Raw genomic sequence first — 15,638 nt, 5'->3', positions numbered from 1 at the left:
CCCCGCCCCGCCGCCGCCCAATGCCGCGCGCGCGAGCAGCGTGTCGCCGAGGCTCTCGGCCTGCATCGCCAGGGCTTGGGTGGTGTCGGGCAACAGCGCCGCGCCCTGCGGCGCCACGCTGAAATTGCCATTGATCCGCAGCCGCGCCGCCAGCGGGCCGAGCACCACCTGCACCGGCCGCGCCGACCCCGCCACTTGCGCGAAGCTGCCGCTCAGCCCGGCGCTGGCCTGCAAAAACTGGTAGCTGGCCGGGGTGTAGGTGCCGGGCGCCAGCACATAGGTGAGCGTGCCGCCAAGCGTGATGGTGCCGGTGACGGTGAAGCTGGAGACCTCACCCGGCTCGACCAGCACAACCAGCGTGCCGGTGCTGGTCTGGGTGAAATTCCCGGTCAGGCGCAGCGGTACCGCGGCAAGCCCGGCGGTGAAGCTGCCCGCATTCACCATCTGCGCCACATTCCATTGGCCGGTGCCAGTCCAGGCCGCGCCGGGGGCGACATAGAGCGCGCCATTGTTGAAGCCGGTGATGTCGGTGCCGAGCGTGCCGCTGCCGGTGAGCGAGAGGCTGCTCGCGGTGCCATTGCCCGCGATATCGCCGCTGATCACCGCGCCAGTGCCGAGCGTGACGGTGCTGGCCCCGCGCGCGAGGCTGATGGCGTCGCCGCCGCCCGTGGCGATGAGGCTGCCCGTGTCATAAATACTGGCGGGGCCGAAGGCGGTGATGCCGGTGAGCCCGGCGATGGTGCCGCTATTCTCCACCGTGCCGCCGCGCGCCAGGCGCACGCCGATGCTGCCGCCATTGATGAGCCCGGCATTGCGCACCACGCCGCCGCGCCCGCTATCCATCACGCCGTCAATGCCGCCCACGATGGTGCCGCTACTGCTGATGGTGGAGGCGCCGCTGAGATAGGCGCCGAAATCCGGCCCGGTGATCAGCCCGGCATTGGTGATCTGCGATCCATCGCCGCCCGCATACACGCCGGAATAGCCGCCGAGCAGCCGCCCCGCGGCGGTGTTGGTGAAACTGCCGCCGGAATAGAGTGACACGGCGTCGCCGCCGCGGGCGGAAATCTGCCCGCTATTGGTGACGCTGCCGAGGCCGTGGCCGGTGTAAACCCCGATATGCCCGCCGAAGATGGAGCCGGTGTTGGTCACCGCGCCGCCGCGGTTCAGGCTCACCCCGTCATACCCGGCGGCGATGCTGCCGCTATTGCTCACGCTGCCAGCGCCACCATTGACGAGCACGCCGTAACTGGCCGCACTGATCACCCCGCTATTGCCGATGCTCCCCGCCGCGCCCAGCGACACCGCGTCATTCCCCGCCAGGGTGCCGGTGTTGCTCAGGCTGCCCCCACCGCCCAGCAGGATGCCGACGCCATCGGGCGCCTGCACCTGCCCGGCATTGGCGACGCTCACCACGCCAGCGGCCCAGGCCGCCGCCCAGCTGGTGGAGCTGAGGCTCACCAAGCTGGCGATGCTGACCACGCCAGGGCCATAGGCGGCGAGATCGAGCGGCGCGGTGTGGCTGGTAGAGATCACGCTCTGCGCCGCGCCCGGGGCGCCGAGCGCCATGGCGGCGGGCAACGCCAATAGTGAGGCATGGGAGGTGCGGCGCGCCAGGCTGACACCGGGTTGAGACGCGGGCATGCGGGCAGATCCTTGAGGCCGGGCCGCATTTTGCCACCCAATCACGACGACAGGTTGTGCTCACCCTATCCGCCGCGGGTGAATTGCGCGTTAATGCCGCAGGTCCCGCCCGCCCGAACCGATATTTTCCTGTTAACCGGCAGCCCGCTGCGCCGGGGGTGGCTTGCCGAAATCGCCCTGGCGGCGTAAGCCCGCGCCTTACGATCATTCAAGTTTTCAATCGGCAGGGCAGAACCCATGAAGCAGCAGGCTAATCTTATCCGCGCCGGCCAGGTCATCGAACACGAGGGCCAGCGCTGGACCGTGCTGAAGCAGCAGATCATCACCCCCGGCAAGGGCGGCGCCTTCATCCAGGTGGAAATGCGCAACCTGAAGACCGGCAACAAGACCAATGAGCGCTGGCGCACCGCCGACACCGTCGAGCGTCTGACCACCGAGGACCGGGATTTCACCTACTCCTACACCGATGGCGAAAACCTGGTGCTGATGGATCCCGAGACCTTCGAGCAGTTCATGGTGCCGGTCTCCATCCTGGGCGATTCCGCGCCCTTCCTGCAGGACAACATGCCCGTCATCGTGGCGCTGGTGGAAGGCGATCCGGTCGGCATCACCCTGCCGCCGCAGGTGACGCTGGAAGTGGTCGAGGCCGACCCGGTGGTGAAGGGGCAGACCGCCTCCTCCTCCTACAAGCCGGCCAAGCTCTCCAACGGCGTGAAGACCCTGGTGCCGCCCTTCATCGAGGCGGGCGAGCGCATTGTCGTGCGCACCGAGGATGGCAGCTACGTCGAGCGCGCCAAGGGCTGATGCACATGCCGGGGGATCATCGCGCCCCCGGCCCCGACTATTTAACAACGAGACCCGCGCGGTCTCGTTTGCCGTTTCCAGGCGGTCTTACTTGCCAAGGACTGAATTGCCATGATGCCACGTCTCTCCCCGCACATGACCGTGATGCACGCCGCGGCGAACAAGGCGGCCAAGCGGCTGCTGCGCGATTTTCTGGAGGTCGAGAACCTGCAGGTCTCCATGAAGGGGCCGGGGGATTTCGTCAGCCAGGCGGATCTGCGCGCCGAGGCCTCGCTGCGCGAGGATCTGGAGAAGGCGCGGCCCGGCTACGCCATGCTGATGGAGGAATCCGGCGCCTCCGGCTCCGAAAAATGGGCGTGGCGCTGGGTCGTCGATCCGCTGGACGGCACCACCAACTTCCTGCACGGCATCCCGCATTGGGCGATCTCGATCGCGCTGGAGAAGCGCCTGCCCGACGGCAATAGCGAGATCCACGCCGCTTTGGTCTACAGCCCGGTGCCGGGCGAGATGTTCTGGGCCGAGAAGGGCGTGGGCGCCTATCTCAACGACAAGCGCCTGCGCGTCTCCGCCCGGCGCGAGCTGAAGGACGCGCTGTTCGCCACCGGCATTCCCTTCGCCGTGTCGGCCCCGCGCAACCGCCTCTCCTTCGCCCGCACCCTGGGCACGCTGATGCCGCAAGTGGCCGGGGTGCGGCGCTTCGGCTCCGCGGCGCTGGACCTCGCCTGGGTGGCGGCGGGCCGGTATGACGGCTATTGGGAGACCGGCATCAAACCCTGGGATGTCGCCGCGGGGATGCTGATCGTGCGCGAGGCCGGCGGCTACGCCACCGATGCCGAGGGCAAGGACGACATCAACAGCACCGTGGTCGCGGCGAACCCGCATCTGCACGGCAAATTGCTGGAAGTGGTGCAGGACGGTCTGGCGGCGGCCAAGGGTTGAAGCTAAAGTTTCTGCCGTGAAGCATTTATCGCTCCTGGCAGGTCTCCTGGCCCTGGCGGCGCCTTGCGCGCAGGCGCAGGTGACAGTCAATCCCGCGGCGTTGCAGCAACTCTCCGGCATCGCCCCGGCGCCCCCCGCCGCGCCAGCGCCCCCGCGACCGGTAGCCGCGCCGCGCGTCATCCATCATCACGCCAAGCCGCCCGCGCCTCCGGCGGCCCCGGCAGCGGCCAAGCCCGCCCCGGCAGCCGCGCCCGCGCCAACGCCCAAACCCACGGCCAAGCCTATAGCCCCCGTGCCCAAAGCCCCGCCCGCGGGGGTGAAGCTGAGCTTCGCCCCCGGCAGCGCGGCGCTGCCCGCCAACGCCACCGCCGCGCTCGGCCCGTTCTGCGGCGCGGGCGGCATGGTCAGCGTCAGCGCCCATGCGCCGGCCAACCCCTCGGACCCCTCCGCCGCGATGCGCCTCTCGCTCGCGCGCGCCCTGGCGGTGAAGCAAGCGCTGGCCGCCTGCGGGGTGCCGGCGCAGAACATCATCCCCCGCGCCATGGGCGCCAGCCCCGGCCAGGCCGATGACAACACGATCATCACCGCAGGCGCAGGAACCGCGCAATGACCAAGCCGACCAACTACCTGATACGGATGATCCTGTTCTGCGTGGTGGTCTACAGCCTCGCCGCCCTGCTCTCGCCGGAACTCTCGCGTTTCTTCCTCGCCAACCCAGTGGTCAACAGCGTCATCGTGGCGGTCGAGTTCTTCGGCGTGTTCTGGAATTTGCGCCAGGTGCAGCGGCTCTACCCTGAGGCCGCCTGGGTCGAGGAATTCCGCCGCAACCGCCAGCGTCTGGAACAAGCCGCCCCGCCCGTGCTGCTCGCCCCGATGGCGCGGATGCTGCACGGCCGCGCCGATGGCGAGCGCCGCATCACCCTCTCCGGCCAGGCGATGCGCACGATCCTTGACGGCATCTCCTCGCGCCTCGACGAATCGCGCGAACTCTCGCGCTACACCACCGGGGTGATGATCTTCCTCGGCCTGCTCGGCACGTTCTGGGGCTTGCTGCGCACGGTGAATTCGGTGGCCGAGGTGATCAACGGCATGAACCTCGCCGGCGGCGATGTGAACGCGATGTTCAGCCAGCTCAAGAACGGGCTGACCGGGCCGCTCGCGGGCATGGGCACGGCGTTCTCGTCCTCGATGTTCGGCCTGTCCGGCGCGCTGATCCTGGGCTTTCTCGATCTCACCGCCGGGCAGGCGATGAACCGCTTCTTCAACGAACTGGAGGAATGGCTGGCCGGGCTGACCCGGCTCTCCACCGGCGCGCTGGCGGGCGATGGCGAGGGCAGCATCCCTGTCTACGTGCAGGCGCTGCTGGAGCAGACGGCGGAGAATATGGACCAGTTGCAGCGCGTGCTGGCGCGCGGCGAGGAAGGCCGCGCCCAGAGCAGCGCGGCGGTGGTGGCGATGACCGAGCGGCTGGCGCATCTCTCCGACACGCTGCGCGTGAACCAGCAACTGATGGAGAAGATCGGCGCCGCGCAGATGGGCATCGCCCCGGTGCTCTCGCGCCTGGCCGAACCGAAACCCGCCGATGAGGTGGCGCGCGCGCATCTGCGCAACATCGAATTACTGCTCTCGCGCCTGCTTACCGAGAGCGAGCAAGGCCGCAGCCAAAGCCTGGGCGAGCTGCGCAGCGACCTCAAGGTGCTCACCCGCACCATCGCCGGGCTGGCGGACCACAACCGGCCATGAGAGGCCGGCGGGGCACGGGCAACGGGCTTGAGGCTTGGCCCGGCTATGTGGACGCGCTCTCCACCCTGCTCATGGTCATCATCTTCGTGCTGCTGGTGTTCGTGCTGGCCGAGGCGTTCCTGTCCTCCGCCCTCACCGGCTCCAACAACACGATCGACAAGCTGAAACAGCAGATCTCGGAACTGACGCAAAGCCTGTCGATGGAAATATCGAAGGACGCGACGCTGAGCCAGGAGTTGGCGGCGCTGAACGCGCAATTGGCGCAGGCGCAGGCGGCCAATACCAGCCTCACCCAGCAGCTCGCCACCAGCAATGCCAGCCTTGCCACGCTGCAAGACGCGCAGAAAACCATGCAGGCCCAGCTTTCAGACGCGCAGGCCCAGGCGGCGGCGGCCACGGGGCGCATCGCCACGCTGCAGGCGCAGATGGAGGCGGTGACCGGCACGCCGGACATGCAGCAGAAACTCGCCGACGCGCAGAAGCTCTCCGCTCAGGACGAGGCGCAGATCGCCCTGCTCAACCAGCAGCTGGCGGCGTTGCGCGCGCAGCTCGCGGCGCTGCAAACTGCGCTCGACGCCGCGCAGACGGCGGATGCGGCCGACAAGGTGCAGATCGTCGATCTCGGCAAGCAGCTCAACGAGGCGCTGGCCCGCAAGGTCGAGGAATTGCAGCAATATCAGAGCGTGTTCTTCCGCACATTATCCGAGAGCCTGAAGGGCGAGAAGAACATCAAGGTCGTGGGCGACCGTTTCGTGTTCGAGAGCGACGTGCTGTTCCCCGTCGATGAGGCAACGATCACCCCTGCCGGGCAAGCCGAGATCGCGCAGGTGGCACAGGCGGTGAAGGAGATCGCCGCCAAGATCCCGCCAAATGTGAACTGGGTGCTGTCGGTCGATGGCTATGCCGACGCGCAGCCGATCAGCGGCGGGCCGTATAAATCGAATTTCGATCTGTCCTCGGCCCGCGCGCTGGCGGTGCTGGATCTGCTGATCGCCGATGGCGTGCCGCAGAACCGGCTGGTGGTATCTGGCATGGGCTCCAACAACCCGATCGCGCCCGGCACCACCCCGGCGGATTACGCGCAGAACCGGCGGATCGAATTCCGCCTGACGGCGCCTTGAAGATCATGGATCTGGCCGAGCAAAAAGCGGCGTTGCGGGCGGAGATTTTGGGCCTGCGCGCGCGTTGGAACCCGGCGCTGGGCGCGCAGCTGGCGGCGCATGTGCTGGCCTCCGGCATCGTGCCCGCGGGGGCGGTGGTGGCCGGGTTCTGGCCGATGCCGCATGAGATCGACATCCGCCCGCTGCTCACCGCGCTGCATGAGCGCGGCCATGTCATCGGCCTGCCGGAAACCACGCCGCGCGGCAACCCGCTGATCTTCCGCGCCTGGGCGCCGGGGGTGGAACTGGCGCGCGGGCGCTATGGCACCATGCATCCGCTGGGCGCGGCGGTCACGCCGGATTTCGTGCTGGTGCCACTGGTGGCGTTCGACGCCACCGGCCACCGCCTGGGCTATGGCGGCGGCTATTACGACCGCACCCTGGCCGGCCTGCCCCACGCCTTCCGCCTCGGCTGCGCCTATGCCGCGCAGCAAGTGGCGCATGTGCCGGTGGAGGAGACGGATTTTCACCTGCACGCGGTGGCGACGGAGGGGGAGGTATACCGTTTCGGCAACGCCTCAAGTTAGGGTTGCCTTATGGACGAGAGTTCCAATAAAATGCGAGTCGCAGCGTCGCTGCGCCAACGCCGTGTGGCGTCGGAATCCCTCTGAAGGAGCTCTTACATGAGCAAATTTTCTAAACCTGTCGGTCTGATCTTTCGTGCATCCATCACGTTACGTGACGGCAAAAAAATATATGCACGTGACCATGGCCTCAAAGGCTTTCCAATTTTTATCAGGCACGAAAGCAACAAACACAGCGATTAACTACTGGTCCCTGAGTGACAAATAAGGGGCCGAACGGCCCCTTATCCAACTTAAGCCACTTTCGCCCGCTTCTCCTGATATTGCGGACGGCGGGGCTTGGCGCCCAGCTTCGCGCCGGGGGCGGTGGCGGGCTTCGCCTTGCGCACCACCATGTCCGGGTGGCGCTGGGGCTTTTTCACCGGCATCGCCTGGGCCGGACGGGTGCCGCTCGCCACTTGCATCTTGATGCCGGTGAGCTTCTCGATCTGGTTCAGATACGGCAGCTCGGTGGCGTCGCAGAAGGCCACGGCCACGCCCTCGGCGCCGTTGCGCGCGGTGCGGCCGATGCGGTGCACATAGCTCTCCGGCTCGTTCGGCAGCTCGAAATTCACCACGTGCGAGACGCCGGAGACATCGATGCCGCGGGCCGCGATGTCGGTCGCCACCAGCACCCGCGCCTCGCCGGACTTAAAGGCGTCGAGCGCGCGCTGGCGGGCATTTTGGCTGAGATTGCCGTGGAGCGAGGTGGCGGAGATCTTGGCGCCGTTGAGTTGCAGGGCCACGCGATCCGCCCCGCGCTTGGTGCGGGTGAACACGATGGCGCGGGTGAAGGCCGGGTCGCGGAGCAGTTGCACCAGCAATTCGCGCTTCTGTGCGCCCTCGACGAAATGCACGCTCTGGGCGATGCGCGCCGGGGTGGAGGCCACCGCCGCCACCGTTACTCGCACCGGGTCATGCAGCAGCCCTTCGGCCAGCTTGGCGATTTCCGCCGGCATGGTGGCCGAGAACAGCGCCGATTGCCGCCGCGTGGGCAGATGCGTCACGATCTTGCGGATATCGGGGAAGAAGCCAAGGTCGAGCATGCGGTCGGCCTCGTCCAGCACGAAGAACTGGCATTGGTCGATGATCAGCTCCTTGGTGTTCATCAGGTCGAGCACGCGGCCGGGGCAACCGACAACGATATCCGCCCCGCGCGACATGCGCGCCACCTGCCCGCTGCGGCCCACGCCGCCGACGATGAGCACCACGCGCAGGCCGAGCCCGGCGCCGAATTTCTTGAACTCCTGCTCGATCTGCACCGCCAGTTCACGGGTCGGCGCCAAAATCAGCGCACGGGTCGAGAAGCGGCGGTTATGCAGCTTGTGCCCAGCCATGGCCTGCAAGATGGGCAGGGCAAAGGCGGCGGTCTTGCCAGTGCCGGTCTGGGCCAGGCCCAGCACATCCTTGCCCGCAAGGCCGTGCGGAATCGCGCCTTGCTGGATCGGGGTGGGCTTCACGAAGCCCGCATGCTTCAGCGCGGCCAGAATCGGGGTGGCCAGGCCGAACGCATCAAAATTCATTTCAGTCATATAAACAAACGTCTCCGGCGCCAGAGAGAGCCTCTCTGGCGATATTGTCCGGCTTCCACGCGCGATTTTGGAAAAGGACGGTCAAACGGGGCGAAACGCGCCCCCATCAAATCAAGCCGCCACAGCCGGGAGCAGCGCTCCCGGTCGCGCCATCGCGGCCAGTGGCGGCCTTATGCACGCGCCGGGGTGCTTAGCGCAAGGATAATCGGGCAGATCTGCCCCGCGCGGCGCAGAAATAAAAAGGGCCCCGCAAGCGGGGCCCTTTGGTGGGGTGGGCGGGCTTAGTCGCCAGCCGCCGGATGCATGGCGCCAAGCGACGCGGTCTGCTTGGCCGGGGCGGCGGTGATCACCGGGGCCGCCGCCTTGGCCGGGAGCGAGGCCAGGATGGAGACGCCAACCGAGGCCAGATAAGGCATGGACTGGGTGAACAGCACCGCGACCCACAGCTTGGTCTCCAGCGTCGCCCAGTGGTGGCCGAAGCCAACCCCCAGCGCCGCGCCCCAGGTGAGGAGCAGCAACACCAGCTCCTCGCGGGCCATCACCAGCCCCTGCACCAGGGCGGGGGCGTCCTTCATCTTCGGGGTGCGGATGAAGGGCAGTTTGTTGGTGAACAGCCCCTTCCACACGGCCTTGCCGATGGAGTGCGACAGCGCCAGCCCGGCCACCGCCGCGCCCACCCGGTCGAGGAAGCCGCAAGGCACGCGGTTTTTATACAGCGCCAGGATCTGCACGATCTTGAAGAAGAACAGGCCGATCGAGGGCAGCATGAACAGGGCGATCGGGAACTCGAAGCGCACCGGGTCCAGGATCAGCCCGGCCGACCAGGCGAGGCCCATGGCCAGGAACACGATGCCCAGCGCATCGCCGAACCAGGGCAGCCAGCCGGTGATGAAGTGCCAGCGCTGGCCAAGCGTCAGCTCCTTGTTGAAGGGGTTGAACAGGGCGCCGGCATTGGCGCGCACGATGCGCATGGCGCCATAGGCCCAGCGGAAGCGCTGCTTGCGGAAGGCGTTGTAGTCATCCGGCATCACGCCCTTGCCGAAGGATTTCTTGGAGTACACCGCCTCATACCCGGCGCGGAACAGGCGCAGGCCCAGCTGGGAGTCCTCGGTGATGCACCATTCGGCCCAGCCATTCTCGTTAAGCAGCGCCTGCTTGCGCACCAGGGTCATGGTGCCGTGCTGGATGATGGCGTTGCGCTCGTTGCGGGTGACCATGCCGGCGTGGAAGAAGCCCGCATACTCCCAGAACATCATGCGCTTGAACAGGCCGCCATCATTGTCGCGGTAATCCTGCGGCGACTGGGTGAAGCCGACGGCCGGGTTGTCGAAGGCCGGGACCATGCAGCGCAGCCAGTCGGGGTCGACCAGGTAATCGGAGTCGATCACACCGATGATCTCGGCATCCGGGGCGGTCTCGCGCAGGCCGAAATTCAGCGCGCCAGCCTTGAAGCCCTTATATTTGCCCAGGGTGAAGAAGCGGAACTTGGGCCCCAGCCGCGCGCAATGCTCGGCCACCGGCTCCCACACCGCGGGGTCCATGGTGTTGTTGTCGATAACCAGAACCTCGTAGCGCTCGTAATCCAGGTTCGCCAGCGCGTCGAGGGTGAGCTTCACCATCTCGGGCGGCTCGTTGCAGATCGGCAGGTGGATGGAGACCTTCGGCAGCTTGGCGCCCGCGGGAGCCGGGATCGGCTCGTAGTGGCGGCGCGAGATGCGGCCGAAGATGGTCTCGACCAGGTCGAAGCTGTCGGCGATCAGCAGGAACAGCAGCAGCCCCTGCCCGGCGGCCAGCGCGCCCCACACGGCGGCGGCGCTCATGGAGAGATAAGTCTCGCCCATGTTCATGAACAGCATGGCAAGGATGGCGGTGAAGCCCTCGACCAGCGCCGCGAAGGCGAGCTTGCCGGTGAAGCGGATATCCGGGCGGCGCGAGAGCAGCAGCATGGTCGCGGCCAGCGAGGCCAACACGCCGCCCAGCGCGTACTCAAACCAGTGCGGGTTGTTTTCCACCGGGCCGGTCAGCGACCATTTCTGATGGCGATCCAGGGTGAACATGCCCCAGTACCCGGCGGCGCGGCCCTCGAAGCTGGTCTTCCAAGGCTGGTCGAACGCCTCCATCACGAAGTAGTCGATATGATCCTGCTGCGCGAGGTTGAAGAAATCGCGCAGGAAACGGGCCTGGTTGATATTGCTGGCGCGGGCGGCGCCGATATCGATGCCGTCGGAGGGCCAACCGATCTCGCCGATCACGATGCGCTTGTTGGGAAAGCGGTCATGCACCATCTGCAGGCGGTGCATCGCGTCCTGCACGGCGATGTTCTCCGGCACGCCCTCCCAATAGGGCAGCAGATGCACGGTGATGAAATCCACGTGCTGGGCGAGTTGCGGGTATTTCAGCCAGACATGCCAAGGCTCGGCGGTGGAGACGGGCACATGCGTCTCGGCCTTCACCTGGTCGATGTCGTTGATCAGGTCGGGCACGGTCATGTCGCCGCGCAGGATGGTCTCGTTACCGACCATGAGCTGCGTGACGTCTGCATTGGCATTGGCCACCTGCACCAGCTTGGCCAGTTCCTTGGCGTTGGCCTCCGGGTGGCGGTCCAGCCAGCCGCCCAGGGTCACGTTCAGGTGCATCCCCTCGGCCAGGGCCGGGATCTGCCCGAGATCGCCCTCGACCGTATAGGTGCGGATGTTGTGGGTGTATTTCGCGGCCAAGGCGAGGTCGGACTTGATTTCGGCCGTGCTCGGGTAATCGCCGGTCTGCGGGCTCTCGCCCTTATGGAAGGGCGAGAAGGCGAAACCGCCGATCTCGCCATGATAGGCCGGGATGTTGGTGGCCGGGCGGTTGGCCGCGCCCCACAGGCCCAGCGCCACCACGCCGGCGCCGAGTGCCGCCGCCCAGGAGCCCGGGCTGGCCCAGCCCTTGCGAGGCTTGGCGGTGGAGAGCAGCGCGTCCTGGCGCTGGATTTGCGACTGGTAGGTCATGCCTTGCGATCCGAAAACACCCGGGATTAGCCCCGTGCGTGGCGATTTATGACTTTCCAGTAAGGCACCGGCTGGGCGCGATTGTGTCCCAACTAAGGCAAGCCGGGGTTTTCCTCCCGCCCCGGCTGCACGGCACGCAAAACTCCGATACAAAGGGCGCATGCCGATCGCTCTTCAGATTCTCATTCTGGCCCTGCTCATCCTGCTCAACGGCGCCTTCGCCCTGGCCGAGCTGGCCCTGGTCTCCGCCCGGCGGGCGATGCTCTCGCTCATGGAGCGCCAGGGCGTGCCCGGGGCCGCCCGCGCCCGCCAGCTGGCCGACGACCCGCACAGCTTCCTGCCCACCACGCAATTTGGCATCACGCTCATCGGCATCCTCACCGGCGCCTTTGGCGGCGACCAGCTCGCCGCCCAGCTGGAAGTGCCGCTCGCCCGTCTGGCTTATATCGGCCCCTATGCCGGGCCGGTGGCGGTGGTGTTCACGGTCATCGTCATCACCTACCTCACCTTGGTGTTTGGCGAGCTGGTGCCCAAGCAGCTCGCGCTGCGCCACCCCGAGCGCGTCTCGGCCTTCACCGCCGGGCCTTTGGGGCTGCTGGCGCGGGCGGCGGCCCCGGCGGTGTGGCTGCTGGGCAAGACCACCACGCTGGTGCTGCGCGCCTTCGGCCCCGAGCCGGAGAACGCTCGCGCGGTGAGCGAGGAGGAGCTGAAGGCGATCCTGGTGGAAGGCGCCGAGACCGGCGTGCTGGAGACCGAGGAACGCGACATCATCGAGCGCGTGCTTCGCCTGGCCGACAAGCCGGTGCGCGCGATCATGACCCCGCGCACCGAAATCGTCTGGATCGACCGCACCGCGGGCAAGGAGGACATCATCGCCCGCCTGCGCAGCGCGCCGCATTCGCGCCTGGTGGTGTGCGACGGGGTGATCGACAACGTCGCCGGCGTGGTGGCGGCCAAGGATGTGCTGGACCGGCTACTGGACGGCAAGGATTTCTCGCTCGCCCCGGCGCTGCGCCAGCCCATGGCCCTGCCCGACTCCGTCTCGGCGCTGGAGGCGCTGGAGCGGCTGAAGGGCGACGTGCTGGGCATCGCCCTGGTGCTGGACGAATATGGCAGCTTCGAAGGCATCGTCACCGCCGCCGATGTGCTGGAGGCGATCGTGGGTGACGCCGACGATGCCGGTCCCTCGGCGCATGAGCCGGAGCCGGCGGCGGACTCAGTGTATGAGCTGGACGGGCTGACCCCGGTGGACGAGACAAAGGCCCGGCTGCACCTTCCCGCCTTGCCCAATGAGGGCAGCTACCACACGCTGGGCGGGCTGATCCTGGCGCTGCTGCTGCGCCCCGCCCGCGCCGGCGACGCGCTGGTGTTCGGCGGCTGGAAGTTCGAGGTGTTGTCGATGGACGGGCGGCGGATCGAGCGCGTGCGCGTGACGCGGGAGGCGGGGGAGTAACCCCCTACCCCACCGCCCGCTCCACCGCCCGCGCCACACGCAGCGCCATGTCGTCGCGGTAGAGCGGCGCGGCGATCTGCACCGAAATCGGCAGCCCCGCCGCGTTCACCCCCACCGGCACGGCAATCGCCGGCTGGCGGGTGAGGTTGAACAGGAAGGTCCAGGGCGCCCAGTTTTGCCAGAGCGCCGCCACCGGGTCGGGCACCGGGGCCTCGGCCAGCGGCGCGCAATGCGGCACGGCGGGGCAAAGCACCGCGTCCACCGTCAGCGCCGCCATCTCATGCGCCGCCTGCACGCGCAGCGCCTCGGCGCGCATCACCTCCAGCCCCGGCGTGGCGCGGAAGCGCTCAGCCACCGCCAGCAGCCCCGGCTCCAGCAGCGCGCGCTGGTCCTCGGCCAGCGTATCCGCCACCCGCGCCAGGGCGATGCCCCAGAGTTTCGTGAACACCTCGGAGATATCCGGCAGATCGGGACTGATCTCGACCAGTTCGGCACCCTGCTCGCGCAGCGCCAGCCGCGCCTGCTCCAGCGCGTGCAGCCCGTCCGCATCCACCGGCGCGGCGAAGCCCGGGCGCAGCAGCACGCCGATGCGCAGGCCGCGCACGCCCTCCTCGATGCCCGCCAGATAATCGCGTGGCGCGCCGGGCAGGGAGAACGGGTCCGCCGCGTCATGCCCGGCCAGGGCCGAGAGCATCAGCGCCGCGTCGCGCACCGAGCGCGCCATCGGCCCGGCCACGGCGACATGCCCGAACGCGCCTAGCGGCCATTGCGGCACCAGCCCGAAGCTGGGCTTGAGCCCAACAATGCCCGACCACGCGGCGGGAATACGGATGGAGCCGCCCGCATCGGTGCCCACATGCAGCGGACCGAAAAACGCCGCCGCCGCCGCCGCCGCGCCCGAGGACGAGCCGCCCGGCGTGCGCGCGGTGTTCCAAGGGTTGCGGGTGATACCGTGCAGCGGGCAGTCGCCGGGCGATTTCCAGCCATATTCGGTGGTTGTGGTCTTGCCGATGATCACCGCCCCCGCCCGGCGCAGGGCGCGCACCAGCGGGGCGTCGGCGGGGGCGGGCGCGGTATCGGTGGTCTTGCTGCCGCGCCGCGTGGGCAGCCCGGCCATGTCCACCAAATCCTTCACCGTCACCGGCACGCCATCCAGCACGCCACTTGGCTTGCCCGCCGCCCAGCGGGCCGCGCTGGCGCGCGCGGCATTGAGCGCCTCGGGGTTCATCACCGCAAAGGCGTTGATCTCCGGGTTGCGCCGGGCGATGCGCTCGGTCACCCCCTGCAAGGCCTGCAACGGGGTGAGCTGGCGCGCGGCATAGGCGGTGAGCAGCTCCTCGGCGTCCAGCGCCGCGGCGTCGGTCACATCCACGGCGGCACCGGCAGGCTCTTGCTCCGCAGGAATTCCGGGTTGAACAGCTTGCTCTGATAGCGCGCGCCGCCATCGCAAAGCATCGTCACCACCGTATGGCCAGGCCCCATCTCGCGCGCCACGCGGATCGCCGCCGCCACGTTGATGCCGGCCGAGCCGCCGATGCAGATGCCCTCATGGATCAGCAGGTCGTAGATCTGCTCCAGCGCCTCGGGGTCGGGGATGCGCACGGCGTCGTCGATCGCCACGCCCTCCAGATTGCCCGGCACGCGAGACTGGCCAATACCCTCGGTGATGGAGGAGCCGCTCACCGAAAGGTCGCCGCTCTTCACCCAGCCATAGAGGCCGCTGCCCTCCGGGTCCGCCAGCACGATCTTCACCTCGGGCTTCAGCGCCTTCAGCGCCATCGACACCCCAGCCAGCGTGCCGCCCGTGCCGCAGGCGCAAGTGAAGGCGTCGATCTTGCCGGCGGTCTCGTCCCAGATTTCGGGGCCAGTGGTCAGGCGGTGGCCCTCGCGATTGGCCAGATTGTCAAACTGGTTGGCCCAGACCGCGCCCAGCTCCTCGGCCAACCGGCGCGAGACATGCACGTAATTATCGGGGTCTTTGAACGGCTTGGCCGGGACCAGCCGCAGATCCGCGCCGATCATGCGCAGGAAGTCGATCTTCTCGCGGCTCTGGGTCTCGGGCATCACGATGATGCATTTATAACCGAGCGCGTTGGCCACCAGCGTCAGCCCGATGCCGGTATTGCCCGCCGTGCCCTCAACGATGATGCCCCCAGGCTTCAGCCGCCCCTTGGCCTCGGCGTCGCGGATGATGGCCAGCCCGGCGCGGTCTTTCACCGAGCCGCCAGGGTTGAGGAACTCCGCCTTGCCCAAAATCTCGCAGCCCGTGGCGGCGGAGGCGCGCTTCAGCCTGATCAGCCTCGTGCCCCCGATCGCCCCGATCAGCCCGTCCGCCACTGTTTCCATCCGAACCTGTCCTCGCTATGTTGCGCGTAACGACCATACACCGGGGGATATTATGATCGAAGATGTCGCGCCGCGACAGGTGTGGGAAGCGCTTATGAGCAATCCCTCAGCCATTCTGTGCGATGTGCGCACCCAGGCGGAGTGGAATTTTGTCGGCCTGCCCGATCTGGTGCAGACCGGCAAGCACCCGGTGCTGATCCAGTGGCAAATGCTCCCGGCCATGGAGGTGAACCCGAAATTCCTCGACGCGCTGGCCAGCGCGCAGGTGACGCCGGAGCATCACGTCTATTTCATCTGCCGCTCGGGCGCGCGCAGCATGGCGGCGGCGCAGGCGGCCAAGGCGGCCGGGTTTGCGCATGTGTATAATGTGAAGGACGGCTTCGAGGGGCCGCTCGACCCGCGCGGCCATCGCGGCCATGTGGCGGGGTGGAAGGCCGAGGGGCTACCCTGGCGGCAGGGCTAGGCCC

At 67.9% G+C, this 15,638-nt stretch carries 13 protein-coding genes and 1 pseudogene; 9 read left to right on the top strand and 5 right to left on the bottom strand.

Features of this window, described 5'->3' with window-relative positions:
• Positions 1-1,644: pseudogene (locus tag LI953_RS03065) on the bottom strand (hypothetical protein); the annotation flags it as partial.
• Positions 1,645-1,881: 237 nt separating this feature from the next.
• Between LI953_RS03065 and efp the strand changes: the two are divergent.
• From efp to LI953_RS03030, 7 genes are all read left to right on the top strand, one after another.
• Positions 1,882-2,448: an elongation factor P gene (efp, locus tag LI953_RS03060; RefSeq protein WP_227074548.1), complete on the top strand. Its 567-nt coding sequence runs from the start codon at positions 1,882-1,884 to the stop codon at positions 2,446-2,448.
• 135 nt (positions 2,449-2,583) lie between these two features.
• Positions 2,584-3,387 carry an inositol monophosphatase family protein gene (locus LI953_RS03055; RefSeq protein WP_227074559.1) on the top strand — a complete coding sequence of 268 codons (804 nt, stop codon included), beginning with the start codon at positions 2,584-2,586 and terminating at the stop codon, positions 3,385-3,387.
• Positions 3,388-3,403: 16 nt separating this feature from the next.
• On the top strand, positions 3,404-3,997 hold the full coding sequence (locus LI953_RS03050; RefSeq protein ID WP_227074547.1) for an OmpA family protein: 594 nt from the start codon (positions 3,404-3,406) through the stop codon (positions 3,995-3,997).
• On the top strand, positions 3,994-5,130 hold the full coding sequence (locus LI953_RS03045) for a flagellar motor protein MotA (protein WP_227074546.1): 1,137 nt from the start codon (positions 3,994-3,996) through the stop codon (positions 5,128-5,130). The genes LI953_RS03050 and LI953_RS03045 overlap by 4 nt, the downstream gene beginning before the upstream one ends.
• On the top strand, positions 5,127-6,251 hold the full coding sequence (locus tag LI953_RS03040) for a peptidoglycan-binding protein (RefSeq protein WP_227074545.1): 1,125 nt from the start codon (positions 5,127-5,129) through the stop codon (positions 6,249-6,251). The genes LI953_RS03045 and LI953_RS03040 overlap by 4 nt, the downstream gene beginning before the upstream one ends.
• A gap of 5 nt (positions 6,252-6,256) precedes the next feature.
• Positions 6,257-6,817 carry a 5-formyltetrahydrofolate cyclo-ligase gene (locus LI953_RS03035; RefSeq protein ID WP_227074544.1) on the top strand — a complete coding sequence of 187 codons (561 nt, stop codon included), beginning with the start codon at positions 6,257-6,259 and terminating at the stop codon, positions 6,815-6,817.
• A gap of 96 nt (positions 6,818-6,913) precedes the next feature.
• Positions 6,914-7,057 (top strand): hypothetical protein, encoded by a 144-nt coding sequence (locus LI953_RS03030; protein ID WP_227074543.1) that lies wholly within the window; start codon positions 6,914-6,916, stop codon positions 7,055-7,057.
• Positions 7,058-7,107: 50 nt separating this feature from the next.
• On the opposite strand, the gene LI953_RS03025 is transcribed toward LI953_RS03030, so the two are convergent.
• Both LI953_RS03025 and LI953_RS03020 read right to left on the bottom strand, forming a co-directional pair.
• The gene (locus LI953_RS03025) at positions 7,108-8,385 is read right to left on the bottom strand and encodes a DEAD/DEAH box helicase (protein ID WP_227074542.1); all 1,278 of its coding nucleotides are present in this window, start codon (positions 8,383-8,385) and stop codon (positions 7,108-7,110) included.
• Between the two features lie 281 nt (positions 8,386-8,666).
• Entirely contained in the window at positions 8,667-11,372 is a 2,706-nt protein-coding gene (locus LI953_RS03020) for a glycosyltransferase (RefSeq protein ID WP_227074541.1), read from the bottom strand.
• A 160-nt stretch (positions 11,373-11,532) separates the two neighbouring features.
• On the opposite strand from LI953_RS03020, the gene LI953_RS03015 reads away from it, so the two are divergent.
• On the top strand, positions 11,533-12,825 hold the full coding sequence (locus LI953_RS03015) for a hemolysin family protein (RefSeq protein ID WP_227074540.1): 1,293 nt from the start codon (positions 11,533-11,535) through the stop codon (positions 12,823-12,825).
• Positions 12,826-12,829: 4 nt separating this feature from the next.
• On the opposite strand, the gene LI953_RS03010 is transcribed toward LI953_RS03015, so the two are convergent.
• Entirely contained in the window at positions 12,830-14,197 is a 1,368-nt protein-coding gene (locus LI953_RS03010; protein ID WP_227074539.1) for an amidase family protein, read from the bottom strand.
• On the bottom strand, positions 14,188-15,171 hold the full coding sequence (locus tag LI953_RS03005) for a cysteine synthase A (protein WP_227074538.1): 984 nt from the start codon (positions 15,169-15,171) through the stop codon (positions 14,188-14,190). The genes LI953_RS03010 and LI953_RS03005 overlap by 10 nt, the downstream gene beginning before the upstream one ends.
• 52 nt (positions 15,172-15,223) lie before the next feature.
• Here LI953_RS03005 and LI953_RS03000 point away from each other — a divergent pair, with 52 nt between their 5' ends.
• Positions 15,224-15,634 carry a rhodanese-like domain-containing protein gene (locus LI953_RS03000; protein WP_227074537.1) on the top strand — a complete coding sequence of 137 codons (411 nt, stop codon included), beginning with the start codon at positions 15,224-15,226 and terminating at the stop codon, positions 15,632-15,634.
• Positions 15,635-15,638 lie beyond the last annotated feature (4 nt).

The organism is Acidocella sp. KAb 2-4 (assembly GCF_020567705.1).
Classification (GTDB): Bacteria; Pseudomonadota; Alphaproteobacteria; order Acetobacterales; family Acetobacteraceae; genus Acidocella.
This window is presented reverse-complemented; position numbering and strand designations above follow the sequence as displayed.

Excerpts from the sequence above, each read along its gene's own strand:
- LI953_RS03035 (WP_227074544.1), top strand. The coding sequence starts at position 6,257 with ATGGATCTGGCCGAGCAAAAAGCGGCGTTGCGGGCGGAGATTTTGGGC.
- LI953_RS03055 (WP_227074559.1), top strand. The coding sequence starts at position 2,584 with ATGACCGTGATGCACGCCGCGGCGAACAAGGCGGCCAAGCGGCTGCTG.
- LI953_RS03020 (WP_227074541.1), bottom strand. The coding sequence starts at position 11,372 with ATGACCTACCAGTCGCAAATCCAGCGCCAGGACGCGCTGCTCTCCACC.
- LI953_RS03025 (WP_227074542.1), bottom strand. The coding sequence starts at position 8,385 with ATGACTGAAATGAATTTTGATGCGTTCGGCCTGGCCACCCCGATTCTG.
- LI953_RS03045 (WP_227074546.1), top strand. The coding sequence starts at position 3,994 with ATGACCAAGCCGACCAACTACCTGATACGGATGATCCTGTTCTGCGTG.
- LI953_RS03040 (WP_227074545.1), top strand. The coding sequence starts at position 5,127 with ATGAGAGGCCGGCGGGGCACGGGCAACGGGCTTGAGGCTTGGCCCGGC.
- efp (WP_227074548.1), top strand. The coding sequence starts at position 1,882 with ATGAAGCAGCAGGCTAATCTTATCCGCGCCGGCCAGGTCATCGAACAC.
- LI953_RS03030 (WP_227074543.1), top strand. The coding sequence starts at position 6,914 with ATGAGCAAATTTTCTAAACCTGTCGGTCTGATCTTTCGTGCATCCATC.
- LI953_RS03005 (WP_227074538.1), bottom strand. The coding sequence starts at position 15,171 with ATGGAAACAGTGGCGGACGGGCTGATCGGGGCGATCGGGGGCACGAGG.
- LI953_RS03015 (WP_227074540.1), top strand. The coding sequence starts at position 11,533 with ATGCCGATCGCTCTTCAGATTCTCATTCTGGCCCTGCTCATCCTGCTC.
- LI953_RS03000 (WP_227074537.1), top strand. The coding sequence starts at position 15,224 with ATGATCGAAGATGTCGCGCCGCGACAGGTGTGGGAAGCGCTTATGAGC.